The organism is Candidatus Acetatifactor stercoripullorum, assembly GCF_944382095.1.
In the GTDB taxonomy this organism is placed as follows: Bacteria; Bacillota; Clostridia; order Lachnospirales; family Lachnospiraceae; genus Acetatifactor; species Acetatifactor stercoripullorum.
Genome location: NZ_CALWMU010000001.1, coordinates 1 through 26579, shown reverse-complemented (window position 1 = coordinate 26579; position 26579 = coordinate 1). Strand labels below are relative to the sequence as shown.

General features: G+C 48.1%; 26 protein-coding genes and 8 tRNA genes. 7 read left to right on the top strand and 27 right to left on the bottom strand.

Going from position 1 to position 26579, the window contains the following annotated elements; genetic code table 11:
- Positions 1–3: 3 nt before the first annotated feature.
- The 6 genes from SHK35_RS00170 to SHK35_RS00145 all read right to left on the bottom strand — a co-directional run bounded on the left by SHK35_RS00170 (position 4) and on the right by SHK35_RS00145 (position 2167).
- Complete coding sequence (locus SHK35_RS00170; RefSeq protein ID WP_318707968.1) at positions 4–861, bottom strand: metallophosphoesterase family protein; 858 nt, start codon at positions 859–861, stop codon at positions 4–6.
- A gap of 236 nt (positions 862–1097) precedes the next feature.
- Positions 1098–1170 (bottom strand) — tRNA-Lys (locus SHK35_RS00165).
- A gap of 18 nt (positions 1171–1188) precedes the next feature.
- Positions 1189–1260: transfer RNA gene (locus SHK35_RS00160), tRNA-Gln, on the bottom strand.
- Between the two features lie 48 nt (positions 1261–1308).
- Positions 1309–1382, bottom strand: a tRNA-His gene (locus tag SHK35_RS00155).
- A gap of 8 nt (positions 1383–1390) precedes the next feature.
- A tRNA-Arg gene (locus SHK35_RS00150) sits at positions 1391–1464 on the bottom strand.
- Positions 1465–1597: 133 nt separating this feature from the next.
- The gene (locus tag SHK35_RS00145) at positions 1598–2167 is read right to left on the bottom strand and encodes a hypothetical protein (RefSeq protein WP_318707966.1); all 570 of its coding nucleotides are present in this window, start codon (positions 2165–2167) and stop codon (positions 1598–1600) included.
- A 107-nt stretch (positions 2168–2274) separates the two neighbouring features.
- Here SHK35_RS00145 and SHK35_RS00140 point away from each other — a divergent pair, with 107 nt between their 5' ends.
- Positions 2275–2931 (top strand): trimeric intracellular cation channel family protein, encoded by a 657-nt coding sequence (locus SHK35_RS00140; protein ID WP_334303686.1) that lies wholly within the window; start codon positions 2275–2277, stop codon positions 2929–2931.
- 4 nt (positions 2932–2935) lie between these two features.
- Here SHK35_RS00140 and SHK35_RS00135 read toward each other — a convergent pair.
- The 12 genes from SHK35_RS00135 to SHK35_RS00080 form a co-directional block, all read right to left on the bottom strand.
- A tRNA-Gly gene (locus SHK35_RS00135) sits at positions 2936–3006 on the bottom strand.
- Positions 3007–3030: 24 nt separating this feature from the next.
- A tRNA-Pro gene (locus tag SHK35_RS00130) sits at positions 3031–3105 on the bottom strand.
- 60 nt (positions 3106–3165) lie between these two features.
- Entirely contained in the window at positions 3166–3669 is a 504-nt protein-coding gene (locus SHK35_RS00125) for a metallophosphoesterase family protein (RefSeq protein ID WP_318705436.1), read from the bottom strand.
- Complete coding sequence (locus tag SHK35_RS00120; RefSeq protein ID WP_318707963.1) at positions 3647–4258, bottom strand: XTP/dITP diphosphatase; 612 nt, start codon at positions 4256–4258, stop codon at positions 3647–3649. The genes SHK35_RS00125 and SHK35_RS00120 overlap by 23 nt, the downstream gene beginning before the upstream one ends.
- Entirely contained in the window at positions 4255–5331 is a 1077-nt protein-coding gene (locus SHK35_RS00115; RefSeq protein ID WP_318705434.1) for an N-acetylmuramoyl-L-alanine amidase family protein, read from the bottom strand. Before SHK35_RS00115 ends, SHK35_RS00120 begins: the two co-directional genes overlap by 4 nt.
- Complete coding sequence (locus SHK35_RS00110; protein ID WP_318707961.1) at positions 5328–6494, bottom strand: THUMP domain-containing class I SAM-dependent RNA methyltransferase; 1167 nt, start codon at positions 6492–6494, stop codon at positions 5328–5330. The genes SHK35_RS00115 and SHK35_RS00110 overlap by 4 nt, the downstream gene beginning before the upstream one ends.
- Positions 6495–6608: 114 nt before the next feature.
- Complete coding sequence (locus SHK35_RS00105) at positions 6609–6770, bottom strand: hypothetical protein (RefSeq protein ID WP_318707959.1); 162 nt, start codon at positions 6768–6770, stop codon at positions 6609–6611.
- A 242-nt stretch (positions 6771–7012) separates the two neighbouring features.
- Positions 7013–7468 carry a DUF1700 domain-containing protein gene (locus SHK35_RS00100; protein ID WP_318707957.1) on the bottom strand — a complete coding sequence of 152 codons (456 nt, stop codon included), beginning with the start codon at positions 7466–7468 and terminating at the stop codon, positions 7013–7015.
- A gap of 136 nt (positions 7469–7604) precedes the next feature.
- Positions 7605–8471 (bottom strand): carbohydrate ABC transporter permease, encoded by an 867-nt coding sequence (locus SHK35_RS00095; protein WP_318707955.1) that lies wholly within the window; start codon positions 8469–8471, stop codon positions 7605–7607.
- Positions 8472–8479: 8 nt separating this feature from the next.
- Positions 8480–9391, bottom strand: coding sequence for a carbohydrate ABC transporter permease (locus SHK35_RS00090; protein WP_318707954.1), 912 nt, complete (start codon positions 9389–9391; stop codon positions 8480–8482).
- Positions 9392–9504: 113 nt separating this feature from the next.
- Complete coding sequence (locus SHK35_RS00085; RefSeq protein ID WP_318705428.1) at positions 9505–10923, bottom strand: carbohydrate ABC transporter substrate-binding protein; 1419 nt, start codon at positions 10921–10923, stop codon at positions 9505–9507.
- Positions 10920–12038, bottom strand: a complete 1119-nt coding sequence (locus tag SHK35_RS00080; RefSeq protein ID WP_318707953.1) for a LacI family DNA-binding transcriptional regulator — start codon at positions 12036–12038, stop codon at positions 10920–10922. Before SHK35_RS00080 ends, SHK35_RS00085 begins: the two co-directional genes overlap by 4 nt.
- A gap of 434 nt (positions 12039–12472) precedes the next feature.
- Between SHK35_RS00080 and SHK35_RS00075 the strand changes: the two genes are divergently transcribed.
- Positions 12473–14908, top strand: a complete 2436-nt coding sequence (locus tag SHK35_RS00075) for a GH36-type glycosyl hydrolase domain-containing protein (RefSeq protein ID WP_318707952.1) — start codon at positions 12473–12475, stop codon at positions 14906–14908.
- Between the two features lie 92 nt (positions 14909–15000).
- Here the strand turns inward: SHK35_RS00075 and SHK35_RS00070 are convergent, their stop codons facing one another.
- Together SHK35_RS00070 and rbr are read right to left on the bottom strand one after the other, a co-directional pair.
- On the bottom strand, positions 15001–15273 hold the full coding sequence (locus tag SHK35_RS00070) for a DUF6171 family protein (RefSeq protein ID WP_318707951.1): 273 nt from the start codon (positions 15271–15273) through the stop codon (positions 15001–15003).
- Between the two features lie 27 nt (positions 15274–15300).
- The gene (gene rbr / locus SHK35_RS00065; RefSeq protein ID WP_318705421.1) at positions 15301–15840 is read right to left on the bottom strand and encodes a rubrerythrin; all 540 of its coding nucleotides are present in this window, start codon (positions 15838–15840) and stop codon (positions 15301–15303) included.
- A gap of 311 nt (positions 15841–16151) precedes the next feature.
- Between rbr and SHK35_RS00060 the strand changes: the two genes are divergently transcribed.
- Together SHK35_RS00060 and SHK35_RS00055 are read left to right on the top strand one after the other, a co-directional pair.
- Positions 16152–17288: a sodium ion-translocating decarboxylase subunit beta gene (locus SHK35_RS00060; RefSeq protein WP_318707950.1), complete on the top strand. Its 1137-nt coding sequence runs from the start codon at positions 16152–16154 to the stop codon at positions 17286–17288.
- Between the two features lie 45 nt (positions 17289–17333).
- Positions 17334–17483, top strand: a complete 150-nt coding sequence (locus SHK35_RS00055; protein ID WP_318707949.1) for a hypothetical protein — start codon at positions 17334–17336, stop codon at positions 17481–17483.
- 225 nt (positions 17484–17708) lie between these two features.
- Here SHK35_RS00055 and SHK35_RS00050 read toward each other — a convergent pair.
- Together SHK35_RS00050 and SHK35_RS00045 are read right to left on the bottom strand one after the other, a co-directional pair.
- A tRNA-Arg gene (locus tag SHK35_RS00050) sits at positions 17709–17782 on the bottom strand.
- A 109-nt stretch (positions 17783–17891) separates the two neighbouring features.
- Positions 17892–19406, bottom strand: coding sequence for a methyl-accepting chemotaxis protein (locus tag SHK35_RS00045; protein WP_318707947.1), 1515 nt, complete (start codon positions 19404–19406; stop codon positions 17892–17894).
- Positions 19407–19569: 163 nt separating this feature from the next.
- Between SHK35_RS00045 and SHK35_RS00040 the strand changes: the two genes are divergently transcribed.
- Positions 19570–20292 (top strand): ABC transporter ATP-binding protein, encoded by a 723-nt coding sequence (locus tag SHK35_RS00040; protein WP_318707945.1) that lies wholly within the window; start codon positions 19570–19572, stop codon positions 20290–20292.
- Positions 20293–20328: 36 nt separating this feature from the next.
- A complete protein-coding gene (locus SHK35_RS00035; RefSeq protein WP_318707943.1) occupies positions 20329–21246 on the top strand; it encodes a SufB/SufD family protein in 918 nt (305 codons plus the stop codon).
- A gap of 17 nt (positions 21247–21263) precedes the next feature.
- Here the strand turns inward: SHK35_RS00035 and SHK35_RS00030 are convergent, their stop codons facing one another.
- Positions 21264–21551 (bottom strand): HPr family phosphocarrier protein, encoded by a 288-nt coding sequence (locus SHK35_RS00030; RefSeq protein WP_318707941.1) that lies wholly within the window; start codon positions 21549–21551, stop codon positions 21264–21266.
- A 145-nt stretch (positions 21552–21696) separates the two neighbouring features.
- Here SHK35_RS00030 and nifJ point away from each other — a divergent pair, with 145 nt between their 5' ends.
- Positions 21697–25077: a pyruvate:ferredoxin (flavodoxin) oxidoreductase gene (nifJ, locus tag SHK35_RS00025; protein ID WP_318707939.1), complete on the top strand. Its 3381-nt coding sequence runs from the start codon at positions 21697–21699 to the stop codon at positions 25075–25077.
- Here nifJ and SHK35_RS00020 read toward each other — a convergent pair.
- The 4 genes from SHK35_RS00020 to SHK35_RS00005 all read right to left on the bottom strand — a co-directional run bounded on the left by SHK35_RS00020 (position 25055) and on the right by SHK35_RS00005 (position 26579).
- A complete protein-coding gene (locus SHK35_RS00020) occupies positions 25055–25714 on the bottom strand; it encodes an HD domain-containing protein (RefSeq protein ID WP_318705411.1) in 660 nt (219 codons plus the stop codon). The genes nifJ and SHK35_RS00020 overlap by 23 nt on opposite strands.
- Positions 25715–25821: 107 nt before the next feature.
- Complete coding sequence (locus tag SHK35_RS00015) at positions 25822–26241, bottom strand: transcriptional repressor (RefSeq protein WP_318705438.1); 420 nt, start codon at positions 26239–26241, stop codon at positions 25822–25824.
- A 28-nt stretch (positions 26242–26269) separates the two neighbouring features.
- Entirely contained in the window at positions 26270–26410 is a 141-nt protein-coding gene (locus tag SHK35_RS00010) for a FeoB-associated Cys-rich membrane protein (protein ID WP_318705410.1), read from the bottom strand.
- Between the two features lie 96 nt (positions 26411–26506).
- Positions 26507–26579, bottom strand: a tRNA-Val gene (locus tag SHK35_RS00005).

Genomic DNA, 26579 nt, shown 5'->3' with positions numbered 1-26579 from the left:
TTTTTATCGGAGCATTTCACTTACCGCACCTTGCCAGCATTCCTCCGGTATATTGGGCCAGCTGCATTCTCCATATTTTTTCTTACACAGCGTCATAGCCCTTTCCAAAACCTCACCGTGCGCGATTTCACCTGTTCTCAATAAATTTTCAGATACCTTACACCAATACGGAGCCTTTTCGCTTAATCCTGAAGAATACAAATCCAAAATAACTTTTTCTGTATCATATTCTAAGCTGACAAATTCATAAACCCACGTTTCCGAGGCCCCTCGCAGCATCATGAACTGAGCCTTCCCTTTGCAGTGATGGGAAATGCCAACCGCACCGGGATTGAGCACTTTTTTCCCATTATGCTCTATTTTCCCTTGTACATGGGTATGTCCGCATAGGATATAATCACTAGCATTATTATCCATTACCACAAAGGTATTTTCACTGTCAGGCAACAATTTTTCATTTACCTTTTGCGGCGATCCATGACATATGGTGATCTGAGGCAGGCCGTCAAATTCAATTTCCTCTTTATAAGAGAGTGACATGAAAAAGTCCAAATCTCTGGGTTTCAAATTGTGATATGTATAATACAAAGCGCCTGTTGTCGAATTGAATTCCTTCCAGCCCCTTTCCCCTTTTGCCTTATACTTTAACCAGTAATCTTCTTTATTCCCTCTGATAAAGAAACATTTATATTTTTCCCGCAGCGAATATAACATCTCCATTGTTTTTTGCGGGTATGCCAATTCACCAACATAATCTCCCAGAAAAACAAAGGTGTCCGCTCCCTGGTTTATTGCGTAATCTATAACTGCCTGCAGGGCCACGTAGTTACCATGTATATCCGACAATACCGCTATATTCATTGTTTCTTATCCCCCACAAAATTTTTTCTGAACTTCATACCTGCGTATAGCGGGCGGCAATTCATTCAATTTAAGACATAAAAAAAGAAGCGCTGATTTTCAACACTTCCACTCTCTTACCGAACGAGACATCGGGGATTCTGAACCCACGGGGTTCGAATCGTTTCCTTCCTTGATGAATGAGACATCGGGGATTCTGAACCCACGGGGTTCGAATCATTTCCTTCCTTGATGAATGAGACATCGGGGATTCGAACCCCGGACAACTTGATTAAAAGTCAAGTGCTCTACCTACTGAGCTAATATCCCATATCCCAAATAAACGAACAGGGCTAGCTGGATTCGAACCAGCGAATGCAGCAGTCAAAGTGCTGTGCCTTACCGCTTGGCGATAGCCCTATAATATGACACCAAGCGTGTCACAAGGACACATCAAAAGTACAAAAGGGTGGATAAAGGGATTCGAACCCTTGGCCTCCAGAGCCACAATCTGGCGCGCTAACCAACTGCGCTATACCCACCATAACAATGTGCTCGAAGGGATTCGAACCCCCGACCCACGGCTTAGAAGGCCGTTGCTCTATCCAGCTGAGCTACGAACACATTTTGTCAATCGTTTAAAAGCAACCAAACTGACGAAGGATATTTTATCCTATAATTTTATGTTTGTCAACAGTTTTATAGATTTTTTTGAAAATCCCCTGAAAATCTGTTTTGCAGATAAGCCTGGGCTCTTTTATCTGTCTGCGTTTCCCGGAATCCTTTCATATAAAATGGGCTCGTCATATCCGAAGGTTCTTTTCCCGTTGACCTCCATTGTCTCCGTCACTTCAAGCTTATCCGCTGAAAATCTCTCAAACAATGTAAAGCGCAGCACCGGAGAAAACATGCTGACGCTCCCACCTTCCCAGACGCCATCCTTTTTCCGGTAGATTGCAGGCGTAAATTTCCGGCTCACCTGCAGCTGCATATAGTCCACCTCTTCCATGCTGTCAAATGTAAAGGTGCTTTTCTCACAGCCCTCCGGCAGCTCATAGGATGTCAGCTTAATTGTCTCCTGCTCCTGTGTAAATAAAAATAAATGGGCGGAGCCATGGGTCTTTTCTTTTACCGTATAATAGCTCTCTTCTACGAGAAAAATCCCTTCAAAGGACTGGGGCAGGTTTTTGATTTTCTCATTACAGACTGTATTTATATGCCGGGCAAAAGGAAAGTCCTCTTTTCCGCTTCTGCACATTTCCTGAAACTGACGGGAATTGTCAAATTTTCCTGAAAGCAATTCCACAAATTCTTCCAATGGCTTCATTTTTTCCTCCATTCCAAATCGTTTTTCGCTGATTCCATTTTCTTATTGTGCATTCCCATCCGATACAGTAAAATAAAAATCTGGGAGTGACACTTATGAATTTTTTGATAGAAAACACAGACACCATCATATTTATCATGGAGATCATCGGAACGATTGCATTTGCATCCTCCGGTGCTCTCACCGCAGTGCGGCAGCGTATGGATATCTTCGGCGTCAATGTGCTGGGCATTATCACCGCAGTGGGCGGTGGCTGCATCAGGGATTTGATTATCGGCCGCACGCCGCCTGTCATGTTCATCCGCCCCATATATGCGCTGACGGCACTCGTCACCTGTAATGTGATTTTCATTCTTTTATACATAAAACGGAATCTGCTCACCACTACCACTCATCTCATGACAGTCTATGAAAAGCTTATGCAGCTTTTAGACGCCATAGGGCTTGGCATTTTCACCGTGACAGGCATCAGCACAGGCATGGACACCCCTTACAGCGCAAACCTCTTTCTGGTGGTCTTTCTTGGGGTCATCACCGGCGTAGGAGGCGGTGTGCTGCGGGACATTCTCGCTGCCCAAAAGCCTTATATTCTTGTAAAACACGTTTATGCCTGCGCCTCTTTGTCAGGGGCGCTGGTGTGTGCTCTCTTATGGCCTTTTGGCAGCATCCCCGCCATGTGGTTTGGCGCCTTCTCTGTGATAGCAATCCGCATATTTGCTATGATCTTCCACTGGAATCTGCCCAGGCTGAAAAACATGGAATAAAAAAAGCGGGTGATGGGAATCGAACCCACGTATCCAGCTTGGAAGGCTGGTGTTCTACCATTGAACTACACCCGCATACAAAGGAAAATATGAAATTCATCGGGGTGACAGGATTCGAACCTGCGGCCTCCTGGTCCCAAACCAGGCGCTCTAGCCAAGCTGAGCCACACCCCGAAACACAGATTGCTGCATTTTCAACGCAAAAGCTATTATATACTACCGTTTCCATATCTGTCAATGATTTTTTAGGCAGTCTGGCTTCTTTAAATACGCTATCGTGAAATGCGCTTCTCCGGCAGCGTCAAGCTCCATAATGATATAGGAAGGAATATGTCCCTCCTGTCTGGGATAAGACAAGCTCCCAGGATTCAGGGCAATTACCTCCTTATCTATGTCTATGACCGGGCGGTGGGTATGCCCGTACATAACAATATCCACCCCCTTCAGCTGCGCCTCTTTCTTGATGGTCTCATTTCCCATGGAAACACAATAATTATGTCCATGGGTCACCCAGACCTTATAGCGGCCAATATTAAATTCAAGCTCCTTGGGCAGCTGAGAAAAAAAGTCATTATTGCCCAGCACAATCCACACAGGACAGTCCGCCGCCTCTGTCAAGGCATACTCGCTTCCCTCTGCATCTCCGCAGTGGATCACCAGGTCCGGCTTGTGCATTTTAAGAACCTCAAAATAATTTTCATTTTTTCTGTGGGTGTCACTGACAATGATTACCTTCATATCTCCTCAATTCCTCTTTCATTTGCTCCAAGGCCTTCCCTCTATGGCTCACCTTGTTTTTTTCTTCCTCCGTCAGCTGCGCTGTTGTCCTGCCAAATTCCGGCACGAAGAAAATGGGATCATATCCGAAACCATGGCTGCCTTTTTCCTCCTGTGCGATGCGCCCCTCTATCACCGCCCTGACCGTAAGATACGTTTTATCCGGCAGCACCGCAGCGATTGCACAGACAAAGCGGGCTGTCCGCTTTTCCTCCGGCACTCCCGCAAGCCGTTCCAGAATCACAGCGTTTTTAATGCTGTAAGGCGTATCCTCTCCCAGATACCTTGCGGAATAAATGCCCGGTTCCCCGTGCAGATAGTCGATTTCCAGCCCCGAATCATCCGCCATCACAAGACAGTCCGTGCAGGCGGCCACCGCCCTGGCTTTTGCCAGTGCATTCTCCTCATAGGTGGAACCGTTCTCCTCTATATCAACAAAAATCCCAGCCTCCTTCATAGACAGCACCTTTTTCCCCATGTCTGCCAGGATCATCTGAATCTCTTTTACCTTTCCCTGATTTCCTGTTGCAAATATAATCGTCTCATTCATTCCTTATCCCTTTCCTCGCAGATCTTTGAAATAGCGTCCGCAATGCCCTCCGCCAGCCTCTGCTGATAGCTCTCCTGCTGCAGGAGCCTGTTTTCCTCAGGATTGCTCAGATACCCCAGACTCAGCTGTGCGGCAGGAATGGTAATCTCGTCTAATATGCTTCCCTGGGGAGATGCAAAGACTCCTGCTGCCCGGTTGCTGGCAGAGATCGTCACCTGCCTTGTAACGGTGTCTGCCAGCTCAAGATTTCCGAACCCTGGAATATAATAGCTTTCATTATAAAAGCTCTGGATACCATAGCTTTGTGGGTTTTCTGCATCCTCCCATGCGCCGATACGCAGAAAGAAATCCGCCTCCGCATTCTCTATCAGAGAAAGCCTCTGCTCCCTGGTCACATCAACGTCCTCCAGACGCGTAAAATAAAGCTTTACATTGGACGGAACCGTCTCCTGCTGCAAAAGCTCTGCCACCCGGAGAGCAAGATCCTTTTCCGAAAAGCTCCCATATGTAATACCGCTTTCGCTTCCGCCGCCTGCGGGATCAATCACAATAATGGTATCATAAAGCTCCTGCGGGCTTTTATAGGCCACTGTCAGCGCATTCTCCTCCATAGTACTATGATATTCCAGCACTTCACTCATATGCAGTTTTAAAATAACACCATTTTTCCAGGGCTCGCAGTACGCCTCCGTCACAACGGAAACATCCCCGTCCAGTATCTTCTCCCGATAAAAGTCCTCCTGCACTCCCTCTATGTAAATCCACAGCTGGCCTTCCATGTAACGTTTTTCCATTACCACATCTTCCGCCCTGGTTCCCTCCGAAAGAGGCACCTTGAAGCTTTTACTGCGGGTCTCACTCTCCTGCAGCAAAAGCCGCATTCCCAAGTCTTTATTCTGGCCGGAATGCCAGGAGGCATTTGCACTGCCACTCCCCGTCTGCTCTCTGGTCACATCGGCAATCACAATGTCCTTCTCCCATGCAAGCTTCAGCAAAATAGGCATGGCCGCCGCAAACAGGAGCACCCAGAAAAGCAGCGTAAATTTCATATTTACCTTTGCCGGATCTTTCATGTGAAGGATGCTTTCCTCTCATTCTTCTTTGGTGGCTTGGGCCCCAAAAACTGATAATAATAAGTTTTTATCATTCCATTGTAAATCTTTCTGTTTTTATCAGCCTTTCGCCCGATATCCCGCTGAGCCTGCTCATAGGCTGTGATCAGATACATGCTCCAGTCATCAAGGGACCGGTATTTCTCCCCAATCATCCGATAGAGCGTCTGCATACTCTCTTTGTCCTGGAGGCGCTGGCCATAGGGCGGATTGGTAATCAAAAACCCATACTTTTTGGAATGGCTCAGCTGCTCAATCCCCCTCCTCTGAAAATGAATCAGCTTATCCACTCCTGCAAGCCTTGCATTTTCTCTGGAAATGGCTATCATATCCTCATCAATGTCGTACCCCTGAATGTCCGTCTCCACGCTTAGATCTATCATCTCTTCCGCTTCCTCTAAGACATCCTGCCAGTCCTTTGCGGGAATGATATGAGACCAATTCCATGCCGTAAAGCTTCTGTTTCTTCCCGGGGCCATTCCCGCCGCCATCATTGCTGCTTCTATGGGAATGGTGCCGCTGCCGCAGAAGGGATCCACAAGAATCCGGTCCCCCTTCCAGGGCGTCATCAAAATCAAAGCAGCTGCAAGATTTTCCGCAATGGGCGCCTTAGAAGCAAGCTTCCGATACCCTCTTTTATGTAAAGGCTCTCCTGTACTGTCAAGTCCCACCGTAACCTGATCCTTCATCAAAAATACCCGCACAGGAAAGCTTTCACCGCTCTCCTCAAACCAGCCCGTATGATACACATCCTTAAGACGTTCCACCATGGCCTTCTTCATCACCGACTGGATGTCAGATACACTATACAGCCTTGACTTTACACTGGAAGCCTTGGCCACCCAGAATTTCCCATCTCTTGGAATATATTCCTCCCAGGGAAGCCCTCTGGTTCCCTGAAAAAGCTCTTCAAAGCTTTCTGCCTGAAAGCTTCCGATCTTTATTAAAATGCGCTTTGCTGTACGCAGAAAAACATTAGCTCTGCACAACGCCTCCTCATCTCCCAAAAAGGTTACCCTTCCGTCCGAAACCTCGGTGACATCATAGCCCAAATCAATGATTTCCCGCTTTAAAACAGATTCCGTACCAAAGTAACAAGGCGCAATCAACTCAAATTTTCTCATGTTTTTCGTCCCCTGGATTCCTCAGACTGTTTGATATTCTGTTCCTTAGTATACAATTTTTTTTCATACATGTAAATAGGAACACCCTTCGGTGTTCCTATTTTCGCAGAAATCTTAGAAATTCTTTTCGTTGTTCTTCTGACTGTTTTTCTGGCTGTTCTGGCTGTTCTGACTGTTCTGGCTGTTTTTGCAGTTCTGTCCGTTCTGGCTGTTCTCAGAATTGCCCATGCCATTGTTAAACTTGTTATTGTCGAAGTTCTGATTGTTGTTAGACATTTCAAATTCCTCCTGTTTCTTTTTGGTTACAGGAGTAGTATGGAAAAAACGCACAAAAAATATGCGGAAACAAGCATGGTACTTTGGTACTGTTGCGATATTGATTTTTTATGACTTAAGTACTATAATGAATTTGTAAATAGATAACCCTTCATCATTTCTATTTACACCCTTATATTTAATTTATTTATACTCCCCTCATATGAGCCGCTGGTCCCCTCCAGCGGCTCATTTCCTATGCTCTAATTAAGCCAGTCCCGAAACAGCTTCACCAAAAACACCACCAGCAAAATGGGCAGTATGACAGGCGCCAGAAAGGCAAGAAGGGAAAACGCCAAACCAGCTGCCACAGCTAAAACCAAAATTACCAAAAGAATCCACGCCCACACCGGAAAACGGAATACCCTTTTTTCACGCCTTCCCCCCTCCGTATAAGGCTCTCTGTATTCCCGGAAAAAACCTTCTGTGTCCATGCTCTGGCCGCCTGCATTCTGTCCTCTGCCATTGGTTTCCACGATGGTTCTTGCAATCAGCCGCGGATCACCCAGAGAGGCAAGCACCTCTTCCTCTGTTCTCCCCTTGCGTATTTCCGTATTGATATAATCCTCATAATAATTTATATGATCCTCCACAAGCCCCGGAGACAGCTTCCCACTCAAGGCAGCCCTGAGCCTGCTTATAAATTCCTGTTTTGTCATACTTTCCTTCCTTTACGGCCGGAGATTATCCCACAAATAAAGAGACATATACTTTTTTAACATTGTATCATGTCTCTTTTTGCACGTAAATATAAGTAAAAGAAAGGTTTTCTAAAGTTTTTATAAAAAGAAACCGCTAGCCCTTCACACTTCCCAGAGCAACTCCCTGAACGATATGCTTCGACAGGAAAAGATACACTAAAATAACCGGAAAGATGGAAAATGCAATCATAATATAAACCTGACCCATGTCAAATTTCAGCCAGTCCGCCGCACGCAGCTGCGCGATCAAAATAGGCAGCGTTTTCTTCTTATCATCATGCAGAATCAGGGCGGGCGTAAAGTAATTGTTCCAGCTGGTGACAAAAGTAAAAATTGCCTGTACCGCGATAGCCGGCTTCATTAACGGCAAAACAATGGTATTAAAGGTCCGAAATTCACCGGAGCCATCGATTCTGGCTGCTTCCACCAAAGACAGGGGCAGTGTGCTTTCCATGTACTGCTTCATGTAAAAAAAGGTGATGGGCGCAGCAATCGTAGGAACAATCAGCGGAATAAAGGAATCCTCCAGCTTCATCTTTCCCACCAGCTGCAGAAAGCCCAGAGCCGTTACCTGTGAGGGAATCATCATAATCATCATAATGAAGGTAAACATAAATTTTTTCAGTTTAAATTCATATGTATGAATTGCGTAAGCCGTCATAGTAGAAAAATAGGTGCTCAGCGCCGCGCTCAAGGCTGCCACAATAAAGCTGTTGAACAGACCGTTCCACACAGGCAAGGTTCCGGCCAGCAGATTTTCCCAGTTTTCCAGAAGATGTGTGCTGGGAAGAGGCGTAAACCCCTTGGTCAGCTCCGCATGAGATCTGGTGGCATTAATAAAAAGCACATAAAACCAGAACAGGCACAGAAAAGATACCAGCACCAGAGCCACATAGGCTATGGCCCTCCTTGTCTTTATGCCCAGGCCCTTTTGAATTTCATAGCTTTCCTTCTTCTTCATGCTTATACCTACCTATCCCTTTCATTTGAAAACTTATAGACAATGAGGCTCAAAACTCCGGTAATAATAAACAAAAATACCGAAAGCGCGCCGCCTATGCCGTAATTTTTGCTGAACAGGTGCTTATTCAGGTACATGATCAACGTCATAGAAGATCTCATGGGTTCTCCCGTTCCGTTTGTCAAAACCTGGGGCACATCGAACATCTGCAGTCCACCGATCAATGAGGTTATAACAACATAAATAAGGATAGGCCTAAGCAAGGGCAGCGTTATCTTAAAGAACACCTGCGTGGAGGTTGCCCCATCCACCGAAGCAGCTTCAAACAGTGAGGTGTCAATGCCCATCATGCCAGCCATCAGAAGGATGGTCGTATTTCCAAACCACATAATGAAATTCATAAACGCCACCAGTGCTCTGGTGCTCCAGACGTTGGATAAAAACCGGTATGGCGAATCCAAAATGCCTATCTGCATTAAAATGGAATTGATCGGTCCCCCATCGGAAAACAGAGTAAAAAACAGCATGGCAAACGCGGATGCCATAATCAGATTCGGCAGGTAAATCACCGTCTTGAAAAATCTCTGCCCCTTCAGCCTGAGACTGGGATTGGAAAACCATGCTCCCAAAAGAAGGGAAACCAAAATCTGGGGAATGAATCCCATAAGCCACATAATCAGCGTATTTTTTGCATAGAGCCAGATATCCTGATTTTCCAAAATCGTCCTGTAATTTTCCAGCCCCACAAAATTAGGCCCTACCTGTGTCAGTCCCGAACGATAATTTTCAAAAAAGCTGTTATAAACGGTGCTAACCAGCGGAATCAGCTGGAATACCAGATACACCGCCACAAAGGGAATCAAAAATATGTAGCCCCATTTATTATAGCTTACCACCTTTCCCCGGCGTCTGCCTTTCATAATACGTCCTCCGTTTCCTCCTAATTCCTGTCTTTCTAAAAAATCAAGTCATGCCCGCCCGGCCAGGCAGGCATGACTCCCCCAATGATTCTTTCTGCACATCAATCTGTGTATCAATGTGTCAATTCAGGATACTTTTCTTCTACAGCCGTGTAGAACAAATCAAGCGCTTCATCCAGCGTTGCGTTTCCATCAAAGTAGTTCTTCATAGCGCTCTGGAATTCTTCGTTACATCCCTGATCATATGCGGAAAGGTTGCTCAAATCGATCTTCTCTGCACCTGCACAGTACATAGGCAGAGGGTTCTGGCCTCCCAGCACCGCGCTCTGGTAATCAGGATCTGCCGCCATTGCTTCCATTGCCGGCTTGTTGTTTACGAAATCATTGTCAGCCTCTACGATTCCGGTCATGATCTCTTCATTTGTGGTCAGCTGAAGCATGATATCCTTTACCAGGGTTGCATTGTCCGTTCCGGTTGCTGCACAGATCCAGGTTCCTCCCCAGAAGAAGCCCTGAGGTCCCTCAGTTGCCGCCCATTTTCCGAGATTTGCGATGCTTCCCTCGGCATCTGCCGCCATGCTGAAATCAACAAACCATGCAGGTCCAAAATAGGAAAATACCTTTCCTTCCGGATAAAAGCCCTTGCTCCAGTCATCGCTCCACAACTCATAGGTAGTAGTCTCGCCTGCGTCTACCATTTCCTTGGAATCCTGCACCCACTTCATCAGGTTGTCGTCGATCACAATCTTGCCGTCCACAACCCACTTTGTGGATACATTGTTGGAGTATACACGATAGGTATCATTTACGGAAGATGTCATATGATAGCCTGCAGCCGCAAGCTCCGCAGCTGTTGCCTTAAAGGTATCCCAGTCTGCTACCTTTTCCTGAATCACAGCCGGATCATCAGTTCCGAAAACCTCCGTAGCCACATCGCGGCTGTAAACCATGACACCGGGACAGCCCTGCCAGGAAAGCCCCTTCAATACACCGTTGGAATCTGTAACAATATCCTTGGTATACTGGTACTGGTTCGCCAGATCCGCATCCGTAATCCCCAGATCAGCTATGGGCATGGTGTACTCCGTATCCACATACTTCAGCGCATAATCCGCCTCAATCAGAAAAATGTCGATCTTGTCATCTGCAGCTGCATCCGCCTGACCCAGAAGGGTAGCATCCAGATTATTCTGGTACGCATTATCATCGCTGGGTGTAATATTCCACTTTACCGTCACATCCCCAATTGTGCCGGTGGTTCCGTCAACCTCCGTATATCCCGGATAATGATCTGTAAGTCTGGTCTTGAATTCTTCGTTCCAGCAGTAGATGTTCAAAATTTTTCCTTCGTCAGCCGCTTCCGCAGATTCCGTATCCGCTGCCTCCGAGGATGGCTCAGAAGAGCTGCTTTCCGAAACCGGAGCCTCCGAAGAGGTTTGACTTTCGCTGGCTGCAGGCTCGCTGCCGCATCCTGCCAGCATGGTAGTGATCATGGCTGTTGCAAGTAAAGCACTGAGTACTTTTTTCTTCATTCTTTTTTCCTCCCTTTTTTTGTGCTGTTTTTTGCTGTTGCATTTATTTTTACGCCGCCCGGGTATCCTGTTCCGTCCGGCATAAATGCCTGTTGTTTTTCCTCCGGTATGGAGGCCACGGATTTCCCCTCCTCCACCCATCCGGAAATGATAAGCTGTTCTATCAGAGTTGTCTTGGGCCTTTCAATCAGACTGATCAGCTCTCTGGCCGCCACGCATCCGATCTGCTCCGTATCCTGCCTTACCGTAGTAAGCTGAGGTTCCAGATTTCTGGCCGACTGTATGCCATCGTAGCCTGCAACGGATATATCCTCCGGTATTCTTAAGCCCCTCTGCCTGATGGCATTGATTCCCCCAAAGGCCGCGAAATCATCGGGATATAAAATGCAGGTGGGCGGCTCCTCCAGATCAAGCAGCTCATTGGTCACATCATATGTGGTTGCAGTGTCCCTGTATGCCGCTTCTCTGATATATTCATCCGGAACCTTAAGTCCCAGACGCTCCGCCGTCCTGTAAAAGCTGGACAGCCTGCTGCTGGTAACTGCCGACTCTGCGCCGTGAATATAAGCAATTCTGCGGTGCCCCCTGCTGTACACGTATTCGAGCAGATCCTTCATGCCATTTACGTTGTCCGACAAAACAGCAATTCTGTTGTTGAAAAGATAGTCAATGGTCACAACCGGAATGTCGCTCTGCACAAGCTCTATCACCTCAGGGTCGTTGAAATCAATGCAGGCAAGCACCACGCCGTCAAAGCCTCTGTACCGGCTGTGCTCCAGATAGGACATCCTTCCCTCTCTGTTTCGGCAGCTGTTGATAAAAGTGATATCATAGCCGCTTTTCTCGGCCGTCCGCTTAAAGCTGTCAAGCACGCTGGCAAAATAATCATGGGTAAGTCCGCTTCTGGCTTCATCTGCAAACAGAACCCCGATTGCATATGTTCTGTTTGTCTTTAAGGCCCTTGCCGAAAGATTGGGCAGATACCCCAGTTCCTTGGCTGCCTTCCTGATACGTTCCTTTGTCTCCTCACCGATGTCCTTGTGATTGTTCAACGCCTTGCTGACCGTTGCAACAGACACACCGCACCGGGCGGAAATATCCTTTAATGATGCCATAGCTCTTCTCCCCGTCTACTGACAGAAGGTTGATGAAAAAATCGTTTCCCAATGGGCTTCCTTCTCTGACAGTTCCGATTTACATCTGACTTAATCGTTTTCGTAGTTTCAATATACAACACATTTTACAATTTTGCAATGCCTTTTTTGAATTTTATAATCACTTTGTATGCTATTTACAATTTTAAATACCATTTTTTGTGTATTAAGCTCATTTTTGGATTTTCTTCTTCCATAATAATGTGCCTTTATCGTACAACGTTTTCTTTTCATTTTATTACCTGACCTTTTTATTCCCCTCCCTCAATATTTGTTTTTTCTTTCAATTTTTCTGCGATTTCTATTGATTTTTCCGACTTTGTTCTATATAATCCATGTTAAGATTACAACAACTTAAACGTTTTCTTAAACCTAAAAAAGGAGAAACTTGCCATATGAAATTTGGGTATTATGACGACAAACACCGGGAGTATGTAATCACAGCTCCCGCAACGCCGCTTCCCTGGATCAATTATCTGGGCTGCAATGATTTTTTCAGCCTGATCTCCAATACCTGCGGCGGCTACACCTTTTACAAGGATGCAAAGCTCCTGCGTCTGACCCGTTACCGGTACAATAATGTACCCTGGGATGTAAACGGTAAATATTTCTATATAAAGGACGGCTCTGTGATCTGGAATCCCGGCTGGCAGCCCTCCAAGACCGAGCTTGATTTTTACGAGTGCCGCCACGGACTTGGTTACAGCCGCTTCCTGGCCTCCAAGAAAGGCCTGCGGGCAGATGTGCTCACCTTTATCCCGGTAAAGGACAACTGTGAACTCACCAGACTGACGCTCACCAACAATACTGCCTGTCCGAAAACCTTTTCTGTTTTTTCTTATGTGGAATGGTGTCTTTGGAATGCAGATGACGACATGAAAAATTTCCAGAGGAATCTAAGCATTGGCGAGGTGGAGACAGCGGGTTCTGTTATTTTCCACAAAACCGAATACAGAGAGCGGCGCGATCATTATGCCTTTTATTCCGTTAATACGGACATTGCGGGCTTTGATACCAGCAGAGACGCCTTTTTAGGCCCTTACCGGGGCGCCGACTGTCCCGAAGCGGTGGAGCAGGGCGCCTGCACAAACTCCATAGCCAGCGGCTGGTCCCCCATCGCCTCTCACCAGATCAATCTCACCCTGGACCCGGGAGAGAGCAAAACCTTCCTTTTCGTGCTGGGATACGTGGAAAATCCTCCCCAGGACAAATGGGAGAGCCCCGGAGTAATCAACAAAAAACCAGCCTATGCCCTGCTGGAGAAATACGCCTCCGAAAGGGACGCCGAAAAAGCATTCGACGAGCTGTGCCTCTATTGGCGCACACTGCTTGACAGCTATCAGGTTCACACACAGGATGAAAAAGTAAACCGGATGGTAAATATCTGGAATCAGTATCAGTGCATGGTAACCTTCAATATGTCCCGCTCCGCCTCCTATTATGAGTCCGGTATCGGACGAGGCATGGGGTTTAGAGATTCCTGCCAGGATTTGTTAGGGTTCGTTCATCTGATTCCTGACCGGGCAAGGCAGCGGATCATCGACATCGCCTCCACCCAGTTTGAGGACGGCAGCGCCTATCATCAATACCAGCCCCTCACAAAGCAGGGGAATTCCGACATCGGAAGCGGCTTTAACGACGATCCCTTGTGGCTGATTGCCGGGGTGGGCGCATATGTGCGGGAAACAGGGGATTTATCCATTTTGTCTGAGCCTGTTCCCTTTGACCATGATCCCGCTAAGGCCGCGCCCCTTTTAGAGCATTTAAAGCGCTCCTTTGACTATATTGTAAACCATAAAGGCCCGCACGGCCTGCCGCTCATCGGCCGGGCCGACTGGAATGACTGTCTGAACTTAAACTGCTTTTCCGAGCATCCGGGAGAATCCTTCCAGACCTTTGGGCCGAGCGAAGGCCCTGTGGCGGAATCTGTCTTTATCGCCGGCATGTTCGTAAAGTATGGGGAGGAATACGCAAAACTGGCTGCGCTGCTTGGAGATGACAAGGAGGCCCAATACGCCAGAAGCCAGGTAAAGGAAATGTACGATGCCGTATTAAAAAGCGGCTGGGACGGGCAATGGTTTCTTCGGGCCTACGACGCAATGGGAAACAAGGTGGGCTCCGCTAAATGCGAAGAAGGCCAGATTTACATAGAGCCTCAGGGCTTCTGCGTCCTTGCCGGCATTGGCGTAAAAGAAGGTCTGGCCCAGAAAGCCCTGGATTCCGTAAAAAACCGCCTGGACACCGATTATGGCATTATGATCCTGCAGCCCCCTTACACGCGCTATCACCTGGAGCTTGGGGAAATTTCCTCTTATCCTCCCGGATATAAGGAAAACGCCGGCATTTTCTGCCACAACAATCCCTGGGTATCCATCGCGGAGACCGTCTTGGGCAGAGGCAGCCGGGCTTTCGAAATTTACAAAAAAACCTGTCCGGCCTATGTGGAGGAGATCAGCGAAGTTCACCGTACAGAACCTTATGTATATGCGCAGATGATCGCAGGGAAGGACGCTCCCAGGCACGGTGAAGCCAAGAACAGCTGGCTGACGGGAACCGCAGCCTGGACTTTTGTGAATATTTCCCAATATATTCTGGGGATTTATCCCACCTATGAAGGCCTTCAGATCGCCCCCTGTGTACCCGAGCATTTTGGAGATTTCCAGGTCACAAGGAAATTCCGAGGCGCCTCCTATCACATTCAGGTAAAAAATCCTCAAAATGTGCAGAAGGGTGTGGCAAAGCTTCTGGTGGACGGCAAAGAAATACCAGGGAATGTAATCCCCTGGCAGGACGGAAAAAAGCAGGTGCAGGTGGAGGTCATCATGGGATAATCCTGCTCTGTGCCAGGTGCGCCAAGACGCGTTCATCCTGCCGGATGCCGTTTGGGAAGCATGAAAAAAGGGAGCTTTGGCTCCCTTTTTTCTCACCATTTTTTGTATGGGCACTCATTTCTGGCCACCGCCGCCCGAAGCTCCACATAGCATCCGCAGGCCCTGCACATCCCCTGAAAAAGCAGATCGCATTCCCTGCACACTCCAAGCCGCTTTTCATAAAGCGTTCCATCCGCCTTTATGCCATCATCCAAACCGGCAATATAAGCGTACAGATTTTCAAAGTATGCCTCTGAACCCGCCATTTCCCTGGTGAGACATCTTTTACAGGCTCTTTTGTTGACAGCTGTTTCTTTTGCTTCCATTCCCTTTTCTATTTCCATTAATTTCTATTAATAGTTTTCCGCCTTGATTTCAAAGTAAGACTGGGGATGGCTGCACACCGGGCATACCTCAGGCGCCTTTGGCCCGATCACAATATGTCCGCAGTTTCTGCACTTCCAGATGGTATCCCCATCCCTGGAAAATACAATGCCCTCTTCAATATTTTGAAGCAGCTTTCTATACCTTTCCTCATGCTCCTTTTCAATGGCCGCAACGCCTGCAAACAGGGCCGCAATTTCCTCAAAGCCCTCTTCCTTCGCTTCCTTTGCGAATCTGTCATACATATCCGTCCACTCGTAATTCTCGCCCTCTGCAGCGTCCCTTAAATTGTCCGGAGTAGAGCCGATACCGTCATGAAGAAGCTTAAACCATATCTTTGCGTGCTCCTTCTCATTTGCAGCCGTTTCCTCAAACAGCTCTCCAATCTGCACATAGCCGTCCTTTTTTGCCTTGGAAGCATAATACTTGTATTTGGTGTGAGCCATAGACTCTCCCGCAAACGCCTCCATAAGGTTCTTCTCTGTCCTGCTTCCTTTTAATTCCGCCATAATATCCTTCCTTTCTGCTGCCAACCAGTTATTTTCATTATACGTGCATTCGTACAAAAAAGCAATCTGATGTTACGGCAATTTTTCTTCCTTTCCACTTGCTTTTTTTCTACATATTTTATATAATTAATCGACAAAAGGGAGTAGCCGCCATGTTCTTTACGAATTATGGATTGCAGGCGACATTTCGGCATCTTGGGAAACTGCCCGCCTGTAATTGAAACGGCAAGACTTTTATCACGCAAGGGTTTCCTTCCCCGCATGGTAAAGGTCTTTTTTATTCTCAAAAAACAAAGAAAGGTGTAAGAAAAATGTCATTTTTATGGGAAGGTCTCGCTGCCGTCACCTGGCAGCAAATCGTAATGTATGTAGTAGGAGCCGCCTTAATCTGGGTGGCAATCAAAAAGGAGTATGAGCCTGCTCTGCTGCTGCCAATGGGCTTCGGCGCCATTTTGGTAAACCTGCCCGGCAGCAATGCGGTGGATCAGGTTCTCCAGGGGGTAGGCGAAACCCACGGTATTGTTTCCTGGCTTTATGACGTTGGAATTGCCGCTTCGGAGGCAATGCCCCTGTTATTGTTTATCGGTATCGGAGCTATGATCGACTTTGGTCCTCTTTTGGCCAAGCCCTCCATGTTCCTCTTCGGAGCTGCCGCTCAGTTCGGTATTTTTGCCGCACTGCTTCTGGCTTCCGCTCTGGGATTTTCTTTGAATGATGCCGCTTCCATCGGTATCATCGGCGCTGCGGACGGTCCCACCTCCCTTTTAGTGTCCCAGGTGCTCAATTCCCAATATGTGGGCGCCATTGCTGTGGCCGCATACTCCTACATGGCGCTGGTTCCTATTGTACAGCCCTTTGCCATCAAGCTGATCACGACGAAAAAGGAACGTTCCATCCGCATGGATTACGACAACAAATCCGTTTCCAAGCGTACCCGTATTCTGTTCCCTATTTTTACCACGATCATTGTAGGCTTTATCGCTCCTTCCTCCGCTTCTCTGGTGGGCTTTTTGATGTTCGGAAACCTGATCCGCGAGTGCGGGGTGCTTGAGTCCTTAAGCCAGACGGCACAGACCACACTGACAAACCTGATCACTCTGCTTTTGGGTATCACTATCTCCTTCAGCATGCAGGCAGATTCCTTTGTAAAGCCCGACACCCTTTTCATTATGGCCATCGGTCTTGCCGCATTTGTATTTGATACCTTTGGCGGCGTGCTTCTTGCCAAAATTATGAATCTGTTCCTGAAAAAGAAAATCAACCCCATGATAGGCGCAGCCGGAATTTCCGCATTCCCCATGGCTTCCAGAGTGGTACAGAAGATTGCCCAGGAGGAATCTCCCGGAAATATCGTAATTATGCACGCAGCCGGCGCTAACGTTGCAGGCCAGATTGCATCTGCCGTAGCTGGCGGTCTGCTGATTCAGCTGGTAACAAGCATGGGCTGACAGACAGGTTAGCAGAATCTGCAGTTCAGGGAAAGGAGATCACATATGAATAACATTATCGTCGCATTGGAAATGATGGGCATGGGTATGCTGGGAATTTTCACAGCCATGATTATCATTATGATTATGACATTTATTCTGGGCAAGGCGGACGCCTCCTCCGCAAAGAAATCTGCGGACAAGGCTTCCAAGTAAAATAGCCGCCGGTAATTCTGGCAATTTTTCAGGGGACTGCTGCAAAGCTCACAGCAGTCCCCTGTTTATTTATCCTTCCAAACCGGCTTATCCGCCGCGCAAATACACCGAATTTCCCTCCATATTGATTAAATTCAGAACATATTGCTATTCAAACGGCTTTCTTCCTGTGGTACGGTCTTTTTTTGCACAAAAAAGCCATCGGCTTCGCCGATGGCTTTTTAACGTGCGTTAGAGGATTCGAACCCCCGACCTTTTGGTCCGTAGCCAAACGCTCTATCCAGCTGAGCTAAACGCACTGACTTATGTTCAGGTATCATCACCTGCAACATAAGGTATTCTAACTTTTTTGTCTCTAAAAGTCAAGAGTATTTTTACACTTTTTCAAACTTTCTGTTGTAATTTATTTTATCTGCTGCTCCTTAGCTGCTCCGCGTCCCGGCTTAATTCCTGCACAATATCCACTGCCTTTTCCACCAGCTTTCCATTCTCCTCGCATGCCTCATAGGTTTCATTGGCATGGGCGGATACCTCCTCGGTAATAGCCGACAAAGTCTGAATGCTCTCCACAATCTGTCCATTTGCCGCTCCAAGCTCCTTTACTACGCCTGTCAGTTCTCCTGTCTGCTGTGCAATATCCTGGGTGCCCTGAGCAATATTTCCGAAATTCTCCTGTACCACCCGGGCGCTGTCCGCATTTGCCCGGTTGCTCTCCATCACCACATTCACAGCCCCAAACACGTCTTCCAGCTCCTTGTGGATATTTTCAATCAATTCCGTAATATCTACCGTTGCTGTTTTGGTTTGATTGGCAAGCCCTGATATCTGTCCTGCAACTACCGCAAAGCCGCGGCCTGCTTCCCCTGCTCTGGCCGCCTCAATGCTGGCGTTTAAGGCGAGCATGCCGGTGCTGCCCGCAATGCTTGTGATGGTCTCGATAATCGTGTTCATCCGCTCTGTATAGCCTCTCAGCTCCTGCATCTTATCCTGCACCTGCCTATTGGCATTCATGGATTTTTCCACCTGCCGGGCCAGACTGTCCATCTGGTTTTTTCCCTCCTCTGCCTTCCTGGCAGTGTCCGAAACATTCTGCCGGATAAAATCCGCCGTATCCTGTACCTTTCCAATATAATTCTGTATCTGCTCCGTTTTCTGCATCTGATTCTGTATAGACTGTGCGGATTCATTGCTTCCAGCAGACACCTCCTGCATGGAGCTTCTGATATGCTCCACCGATTCCTTTACTAGAACCATCTTATCTGCGGCGGCGGCAACGCCTTCGCTCATGCGATCGGATACCTGCAGTACATTCTGGAGCAGCTGATCCGTTTTTTCCTGCTGCATTTGAATTTCCTGTATATTAGCCCTATGGGATTTCCGGATTCCCACTGTAGTTGTCACCATATAAATTCCGGTAAGCGCCATACAGGCCAGCTGAATTTCCACATTTCTAATTTCATCCGCCCCATAGCCCGCCGTCACCGCCTGATAAATCACGCAGGCAGCATTGGCAAGAAAGCCGCCCGAAGCTATGGCCGCACAATATGCCGTATCCATATACAGTGTGATCACCATATACATAGGAAGAGCATATACAAAAGCCACCGGACTATCCGTGGTAAATATGGCAAATATGTAAAACAAGCTGTAGGTAGTACCCATAATGTGGCGCACCACTTTTGACTCTCTTTCCCTAGCATAGAGAATCCATTCCGCTATCAGCGGCAGAATCATAAAACAGGCAATGATGAACAAATATCCCCCTGATCTGGCCCCTTTTACCCACTCGATCACATATGCGGCCAGCAAAACGGCGTCAATCACGGTATGCCCCGTAATCGCTGCCTTATTTGCATAAGCCTTCTCGGAAAATTTCACTGCTTCCACCTCCTGTAAAATCCCATATTCAATTTTCAAAGGCATTATATCATATTTCTTACAAAAATGGTATAGATTTTTCCCATTTTGTGCTATACTGTAAAAATGATGATGTCAGGGGCAAAAGGTCTCCCATCATCTAAAAATAAAGCCTGCAGAAAATACTCTGCAATGCGCACAGTGTTCTGCAAGAATAAGGAGGAAGATTATGTTAGAATTACAGAATGTCTCTTTTCAGGTTCCGGGGGATGCCTCCGGCCAGAAAGAGATCATTAAAAGCATAAACCTGAAGTTCCAAGACCACACCTTTACAGCCATCACAGGGCCCAACGGCGGCGGAAAATCCACCCTGGCCAAGCTTATTATGGGCATTGAAAAGCCTACTTCAGGAAAGATTCTGTTTCAGGGCACAGATATCACGGAAATGGACATAACCCAACGGGCAAAGCTTGGCATCAGCTTTGCTTTCCAGCAGCCGGTGCGTTTTAAGGGTATCCGGGTAAAGGATTTAATCACCTTAGCCGCGGGCAGCAGTCTCAGCACCTCAGGGGCCTGCGAGTATCTCTCAAAGGTTGGACTCTGCGCCAGGGACTACATTAACCGGGAGGTGGACGCCAGTCTTTCCGGCGGCGAGCTTAAGCGTATTGAGATCGCTACCATCATCGCCCGCAACACGCCCCTTTCCGTGTTCGATGAGCCGGAGGCCGGAATTGATCTGTGGAGCTTCAGCAATCTGATCAAGGTCTTTGAGGAGCTCCACGAGACAAGCAGCAATTCTCTCATTATCATTTCCCATCAGGAGCGCATCCTGAACATTGCGGATGAGATCGTGGTCATTGCCGACGGCACCGTTCAGGCCAAAGGGCACAGAGATACCATTCTTCCGGAGCTGTTAAGGGGTACGGAAAGCTGCAAATATTATCAACAATAAAACCACACAAATAAATACACAGAAATGAGGATTTTTATGGACGAGATACAAAAAACATTATTGGAACAGGTAGCCGGTCTTCACGAGCTCCCGGAGGGAGCCTATAACATCCGGGCCAACGGAAAAAGCGTAGAGCGCAGTACCACTGCGCATATTGACATCGTTACCAAGGAGGACAAACAGGGCATCGACATTATTATCAAGCCGGGAACCAAGCGGGAAAGTGTTCACATTCCTGTGGTTTTAAGCCAAAGCGGCCTGACCGAAATGGTTTACAACGATTTTTATGTAGGGGATGACTGTGATGTTACCATTGTAGCCGGCTGCGGCATCCACAACTGCGGCCAGCAGGACAGCCGCCATGACGGCATTCACACCTTCTACATAGGAAAAAACTCCCATGTAAAATATGTGGAAAAGCATTACGGAAGCGGGGATGGCAGAGGCGGACGGATTATGAATCCGGAAACCGTGGTTTCCCTGGGAGAAAACAGCTTTTTGGAGATGGAAACCGTACAGATAAAGGGTGTAGACTCCACCAAGCGCACCACCCGTGCAAAGCTTGCAGACCACGCAAAGATCGTTATCACCGAGCGTCTCATGACGCACGGCAGCCAGAACGCAGAGTCCTCCTTTGAGGTGGACTTAGACGGGGTGGATTCCAGTGCAAATCTGATTTCCCGCGCCGTTGCCAGAGACGACTCCAGGCAGCTGTTTTTGGCAAAGATCAACGGCAACAACCGCTGTGCCGGTCATTCCGAATGCGACGCCATTATTATGGATAACGCAAAAATCAGCGCCATACCGGAAATTACTGCAAATAATCTGGATGCTGCCTTAATCCACGAAGCAGCCATCGGAAAAATTGCAGGAGATCAGATCATTAAGCTTATGACTCTGGGACTCACTGAGGCCGAAGCTGAGGCACAAATTGTAAACGGCTTCCTGAAATAATCAGGAAGCCGTTTTTCTTATAACCCAGCCATGCTTGTCCTTTTATCCGGCTCCCCCTTCACGGTAACCTGGAACTTTTTAAGGATTTCCTCCCGAAACTGGCTGTAATTATCTTCTCTGTCATAACAGCCATACTCTATCTCAAAGGTCTCTCCCGTTTTCAGAAGCAGCATTCCCAGAATTGACTTAGCATCCGTGAGCATCTTACCTGCCCTTATATCGATAGCGTCATCATACTCGCAGCACACTTCCACAAATGCGATGATGTCCTCCTCCGAACGGAAGGTAATAAAAAGCTTCTCCATTTTTTTGCCCCTTTCCATCTGTTTTTTGGACTGCTATCAGTATATTCCCACCAAAAAAACATGTCAACGAAATACCAGATTCTATACATATTTTTTACAAGAGCCGTCATTCTAATAGTATATCAACTTCAGGAGGTGGCTACTCATGCTCAGACAAGAAAGAACAATGGACGGCAACCAGGCTGCTGCCCATGTGGCTTACGCATACAGTGAAATTGCTGCAATTTACCCCATCACTCCATCCTCTCCCATGGCGGAATATGCCGACGAGTGGGCCTTACAGGGCCGGAAAAATATTTTCGGGCACCCCCTTTCCATCTCAGAAATGCAGTCTGAGGCCGGAGCTGCCGGAGCAGTACACGGAGCGCTGATCGCCGGAACCCTTGCGGTCACCTTTACTGCTTCCCAGGGACTGCTGCTCATGCTCCCCAATCTCTACCGCATTGCCGGAGAACTGCTGCCAGGCGTATTTCATATTGCCTCCCGAACTATCGCTGCCCATGCGCTGTCCATCTTCGGCGATCACTCCGACATCTATGCCTGCCGTCAGACCGGCGCTGCTATTTTTGCGGAAAGCAGCGTCCAGGAGGTCATGGACCTTTCCCCCGCCGTCCACTTAAGCGCCATCGAGGGCAGACTTCCCTTTTTAAATTTCTTTGACGGCTTCCGCACCTCCCACGAGCTGCACAAAATCAAGGTATGGGATTACGATACCTTGGCCGAAATGTTGGACAGGAAGCTTGTAGAACGGTTTCGAGAAAACGCCCTGCATCCCCGCCACGGTAAAATGATGGGCTCCGCCCAGAATCCGGATATTTTTTTCCAGGCAAGGGAAGCCGCCAATCCCTTCTATGACGCGCTTCCGGAAATCGTGGAACGTGCCCTTGCAAAAATCAATGAAAGACTTGGCACCTCCTACGGTCTCTTTGATTACTATGGAGCGGAGGATGCCGTGCATGTGATCATCGCCATGGGAAGCGTATGCGAAACCATACGGGAATATCTGGACGCCTTCCCCGAAAAGAAATACGGCCTGATCTGTGTGCATCTGTACCGTCCATTCAGCGCCCGCCACCTTTTGGATGCGATTCCTTCCTCCGTAGAGCAGATTTCCGTTTTGGACCGCACCAAGGAGCCCGGTTCCCCCGGAGAGCCTTTGTATCTGGATGTGCTTGCCGCCCTAAAGGAAGGAGGCCGGGAAAATATTGCTTTATTCTCCGGCAGATACGGTTTAAGCTCTAAAGACACTACACCCGGCCAGATTGCTGCCGTCTATGAGAACCATACAAAAAAAAGATTTACACTGGGCATCACAGATGATGTGACCCATCTCTCCCTGGACATCCCCTCTCTTCCCTCCACTGCACCAGAGGATATGATTTCCTGCAAATTCTGGGGGCTTGGAGGCGATGGAACCGTAAGCGCCACCAAAAATATTGTAAAAATTGTGGGGGATCACACGCCGTTAAAGGTACAGGGATATTTTGAATATGACTCCAAAAAGTCCAGAGGCCTTACGATCTCCCATCTCAGGTTTGGGAAAAGCCCTATCCGCAGCGCCTATCTGGTTCACCAGTCCGATTTCACAGCCTGCTGTAATCCTGTTTATCTGCACAAGTACGATATGACGTCGGAGATAAAAGAAGGGGGCGCTTTTCTCATCAACTGCCCTTACAAAGAGAATGAGCTGGAGCAGTTTCTGCCCGACAGCGTAAAGGGACAGCTTGCCGCAAAGCACATCCGTCTGTTTTTAATCGACGCCATCGGTATCGGAAAGGAAATCGGACTGAACAACAAAATCAGCACGCTCCTTCAGGCCGCCTTTTTTGGGGCTTCGGGCATCCTTCCAAGAGAGCAGGCTATCGATTTCATGAAAAAAGCCGCCCGCAAAAGCTATGGCAGCAAGGGAGAAAAAATCATAAAAATGAATGACCAGGCCATTGAGCGCGGATTTGACCAGGTGCAGCAGATTACAGTGCCCGAGGGCTGGAAGCGTTTCTCAAATTCCCCTTTAAGGGTTGACAATCCTCTTCTGCCGGACCGCCCGGAGGTTTTATCCTATGTAAAAAATATCCAGCAGCCTGTTACAGACCAGAGGGGCAATTCTCTTCCGGTGTCCGCCTTTGGCCCCTACGCGGACGGCTCCTTCCCCTCCGGCAGCTCTGCCCACGAGCGCAGAAACGTAGCCACTGAGGTTCCCGTGTGGAAGCCTGAAAACTGCATCCAGTGCAACCGCTGCTCCTTCGTCTGTCCCCACGCAGTCATTCGTCCGGCGGTAATGACAGCCGCTGAAAAAGCCAAAGCGCCTCAGGGAATGCAGAGCCTTCCCATGACAGGCATGACGGACTATTCCTTTTCCATCACCATATCCCAGACAGACTGCACCGGATGCGGCTCCTGCGCCGGCGTGTGCCCTGGAAAGCAAGGACAAAAGGCTCTGGAGATGTGCCCAGTCCATCAGCACCAGGAAACCCAGCAGTATTTTGATTACGGCAAATCCCTCCCCGAAAAAAGGGATGCCGCTGAGAAATTTAAGACGAATACCGTAAAGGGAAGCCAGTTTTTACGTCCCCTTCTGGAATTTTCCGGAGCTTGCGCAGGCTGCGGAGAGACCCCCTATGTAAAGCTTCTGACACAGCTTTTTGGACCTAAAATGTATATTGCCAATGCCACAGGCTGCACCTCCATCTGGGGAAATTCCTCTCCCTCCACCGCCTATACGGTAAATCAGGAAGGTTTTGGCCCTGCCTGGTCCAACTCTCTGTTTGAGGACGCAGCGGAATTTGGCTACGGCATGCTCTTAGCAAAGGAGGTTCTTTCCCGCTATGACCAGACAGACGAGAATCTGGTACAGTGGGTCATCGGCGGCGACGGCTGGGCTTATGATATTGGCTTTGGCGGTCTGGACCACATCCTTGCAAGCGGCAAGAATATCAATATTCTGGTGCTGAACACGGAGGTGTATTCCAACACCGGCGGCCAGGCCTCCAAAGCCACCCCTACCGGCTCCACCGCAAAATTCGCATCAGGAGGCAAATCCACCCGCAAAAAGAATCTGGCCGCCATGGCTATGACCTACGGCAACGTGTATGTGGCCCAGACCGCCATGGGCGCAGATTACAGCCATACAGTAAAAACCATCTGCGAGGCCGCAGCCTATCCCGGTCCCTCTCTGGTCATCGCCTACGCAACCTGCATCGCCCACGGCATCCGCGCCGGTATGGGAAGCTCTCAGCAGGAAGAAAAAAAAGCGGTAGAGGCAGGTTACTTCCACCTCTTCCGCTATAATCCCTCCCTGAAAGAACAGGGAAAAAATCCTTTTATGCTGGACAGTAAGGAGCCCGTGCTGGACTATGAGACCTTTCTGGAGGGAGAAATCCGCTATGACGTGCTGAAACGCCAGCATCCTAAGCAGGCCCAGAAACTCTTTGCAGAAGCCTCCCGTCAGGCAAAGGAACAATTCCAATACCTGAAAAAGCTGGAGGCCCTGATGGCTCCCAGAACTATATCAGGCGTTGTCCGTTAATCCACAGCCAGAATTCCAGCCCCAGCCGCTCTGCCGCCTTTCTGCACAGAATCATGCGGTTCAAAAAAATTTCAAAATAGTCCATGACTGCACACATTTCTGTGTCTATCTCCAGGCGAAGTTCAATATGAGAATCCTTCTCTATGTGGACTTCGCTTTTCTTTACAGAATAATTTACCCTGTCATGAATATCAAAGCTGGCAAAATCCCGATTCCGCACCCGGGTATAGCGCACATCCGTCTTATCCGCCAGAATCAGCGCCGCCGCAACGGGATTGACAGGAAAAGCCGTAGATTCGTCATGATTTCCAATGGCAGTTATTATGGTGGCGATGTCCTCCGGGTCCGCTCCCATTTTGTCCAGAATACGAAAGGCCATGACTGCTCCCGACTGGGCATGATCAATCCGGTTCACCACATTGCCGATATCATGGAGATAGCCTGCAATCCTGGCAAGCTCTGCCTGACGCTCATCATATCCCAGCGTCAGCAGAATTTCACTGGCAAGCTGGGCCACCTTCTTCACATGAGGAAAGCTGTGCTCCGTATATCCCAGTGCAATCAACGATTCATCCGCTCTCCGAATATAAGTTTTTACCGCTTCATTATTTTGTATCTCATCAAAAGTTATCTTCAATTTCCGCACCTGACCTGTCCGTTTTTTGTATTGTAGCACATCTTCACTTCCAAGAACAAGTGCAAAAGCGAGATTCCATCACAGGCAGATACAAAATTATGCCGCGGTCAGCATTCCTGTTTTTCACATTCACAAGGTCTTATAGATACGGAATCCACCCTCTGTCCCTCCAGATAGCCGCAAGACCTCAGTCCTTCCCTGATTACGCTGTTCCAGCTTCTTGCGGAGAGCTGGTAAACCGTGCCATCATCCAGCACAATCGTACACGCATTCTCCATCGTACAATTTTCAGAGCAGGCCACCTTATACATATTCTTCCGGCTGATGGCTCCGATCTCCTCCAGCAGATTTACCATGCGGTAAACCGTCGCCACACCCAGAGTATTGTCCTGTTCCAGCGCCTTATAAAAAATCTCCTTACAGCTGGAGCATTCGTTTTCCAGTATGATGTCAATCAGATGCAGGCGCTGTCTTGTGATCCTGCATCCCTTCTCTCTCAATCTGGAAAGTATCCTGTCCTTCTGCATTTGTGTTACCCGGCGGCCTGACTCTGTCCTAACGTCCACAATGCCCTCCGCAGTGCCTGCAGTCACCGCCGCACTGTATGGATTTGCCGTTCTTTTTATCTTTTACCATGCTTCTGACAATCAGGGCTACTGCCACAGCCAAAACCGCCAAAACAATCAATGTACCCATATGCTGCCTCCTTTACAACTAATGAGACTGATTTTCATTTCTGAAGTTAGTATATACTAACTATCATTAGTTGTCAATAACCTATGGGCAAAAAAATGGGGCCTATAGGGCTCGAACCTATGACCCTCTGCTTGTAAGGCAGATGCTCTCCCAGCTGAGCTAAGACCCC

Coding starts and splice junctions, on each gene's coding strand:
- SHK35_RS00100 (WP_318707957.1), bottom strand. CDS start 7,468: ATGACAAAACAGGAATTTATAAGCAGGCTCAGGGCTGCCTTGAGTGGG.
- SHK35_RS00105 (WP_318707959.1), bottom strand. CDS start 6,770: ATGTCTAACAACAATCAGAACTTCGACAATAACAAGTTTAACAATGGC.
- SHK35_RS00110 (WP_318707961.1), bottom strand. CDS start 6,494: ATGAGAAAATTTGAGTTGATTGCGCCTTGTTACTTTGGTACGGAATCT.
- SHK35_RS00040 (WP_318707945.1), top strand. CDS start 19,570: ATGTTAGAATTACAGAATGTCTCTTTTCAGGTTCCGGGGGATGCCTCC.
- SHK35_RS00120 (WP_318707963.1), bottom strand. CDS start 4,258: ATGAATGAGACGATTATATTTGCAACAGGAAATCAGGGAAAGGTAAAA.
- SHK35_RS00070 (WP_318707951.1), bottom strand. CDS start 15,273: ATGGAAGCAAAAGAAACAGCTGTCAACAAAAGAGCCTGTAAAAGATGT.
- SHK35_RS00060 (WP_318707950.1), top strand. CDS start 16,152: ATGTCATTTTTATGGGAAGGTCTCGCTGCCGTCACCTGGCAGCAAATC.
- SHK35_RS00085 (WP_318705428.1), bottom strand. CDS start 10,923: ATGAAGAAAAAAGTACTCAGTGCTTTACTTGCAACAGCCATGATCACT.
- SHK35_RS00095 (WP_318707955.1), bottom strand. CDS start 8,471: ATGAAGAAGAAGGAAAGCTATGAAATTCAAAAGGGCCTGGGCATAAAG.
- SHK35_RS00055 (WP_318707949.1), top strand. CDS start 17,334: ATGAATAACATTATCGTCGCATTGGAAATGATGGGCATGGGTATGCTG.
- SHK35_RS00015 (WP_318705438.1), bottom strand. CDS start 26,241: ATGCAGAAGGACAGGATACTTTCCAGATTGAGAGAGAAGGGATGCAGG.
- SHK35_RS00035 (WP_318707943.1), top strand. CDS start 20,329: ATGGACGAGATACAAAAAACATTATTGGAACAGGTAGCCGGTCTTCAC.
- SHK35_RS00045 (WP_318707947.1), bottom strand. CDS start 19,406: ATGCCTTTGAAAATTGAATATGGGATTTTACAGGAGGTGGAAGCAGTG.
- SHK35_RS00115 (WP_318705434.1), bottom strand. CDS start 5,331: ATGAAAGATCCGGCAAAGGTAAATATGAAATTTACGCTGCTTTTCTGG.
- rbr (WP_318705421.1), bottom strand. CDS start 15,840: ATGGCGGAATTAAAAGGAAGCAGGACAGAGAAGAACCTTATGGAGGCG.
- SHK35_RS00170 (WP_318707968.1), bottom strand. CDS start 861: ATGAATATAGCGGTATTGTCGGATATACATGGTAACTACGTGGCCCTG.
- SHK35_RS00030 (WP_318707941.1), bottom strand. CDS start 21,551: ATGGAGAAGCTTTTTATTACCTTCCGTTCGGAGGAGGACATCATCGCA.
- SHK35_RS00075 (WP_318707952.1), top strand. CDS start 12,473: ATGAAATTTGGGTATTATGACGACAAACACCGGGAGTATGTAATCACA.
- SHK35_RS00080 (WP_318707953.1), bottom strand. CDS start 12,038: ATGGCATCATTAAAGGATATTTCCGCCCGGTGCGGTGTGTCTGTTGCA.
- SHK35_RS00090 (WP_318707954.1), bottom strand. CDS start 9,391: ATGAAAGGCAGACGCCGGGGAAAGGTGGTAAGCTATAATAAATGGGGC.
- nifJ (WP_318707939.1), top strand. CDS start 21,697: ATGCTCAGACAAGAAAGAACAATGGACGGCAACCAGGCTGCTGCCCAT.
- SHK35_RS00010 (WP_318705410.1), bottom strand. CDS start 26,410: ATGGGTACATTGATTGTTTTGGCGGTTTTGGCTGTGGCAGTAGCCCTG.
- SHK35_RS00145 (WP_318707966.1), bottom strand. CDS start 2,167: ATGAAGCCATTGGAAGAATTTGTGGAATTGCTTTCAGGAAAATTTGAC.
- SHK35_RS00125 (WP_318705436.1), bottom strand. CDS start 3,669: ATGAAGGTAATCATTGTCAGTGACACCCACAGAAAAAATGAAAATTAT.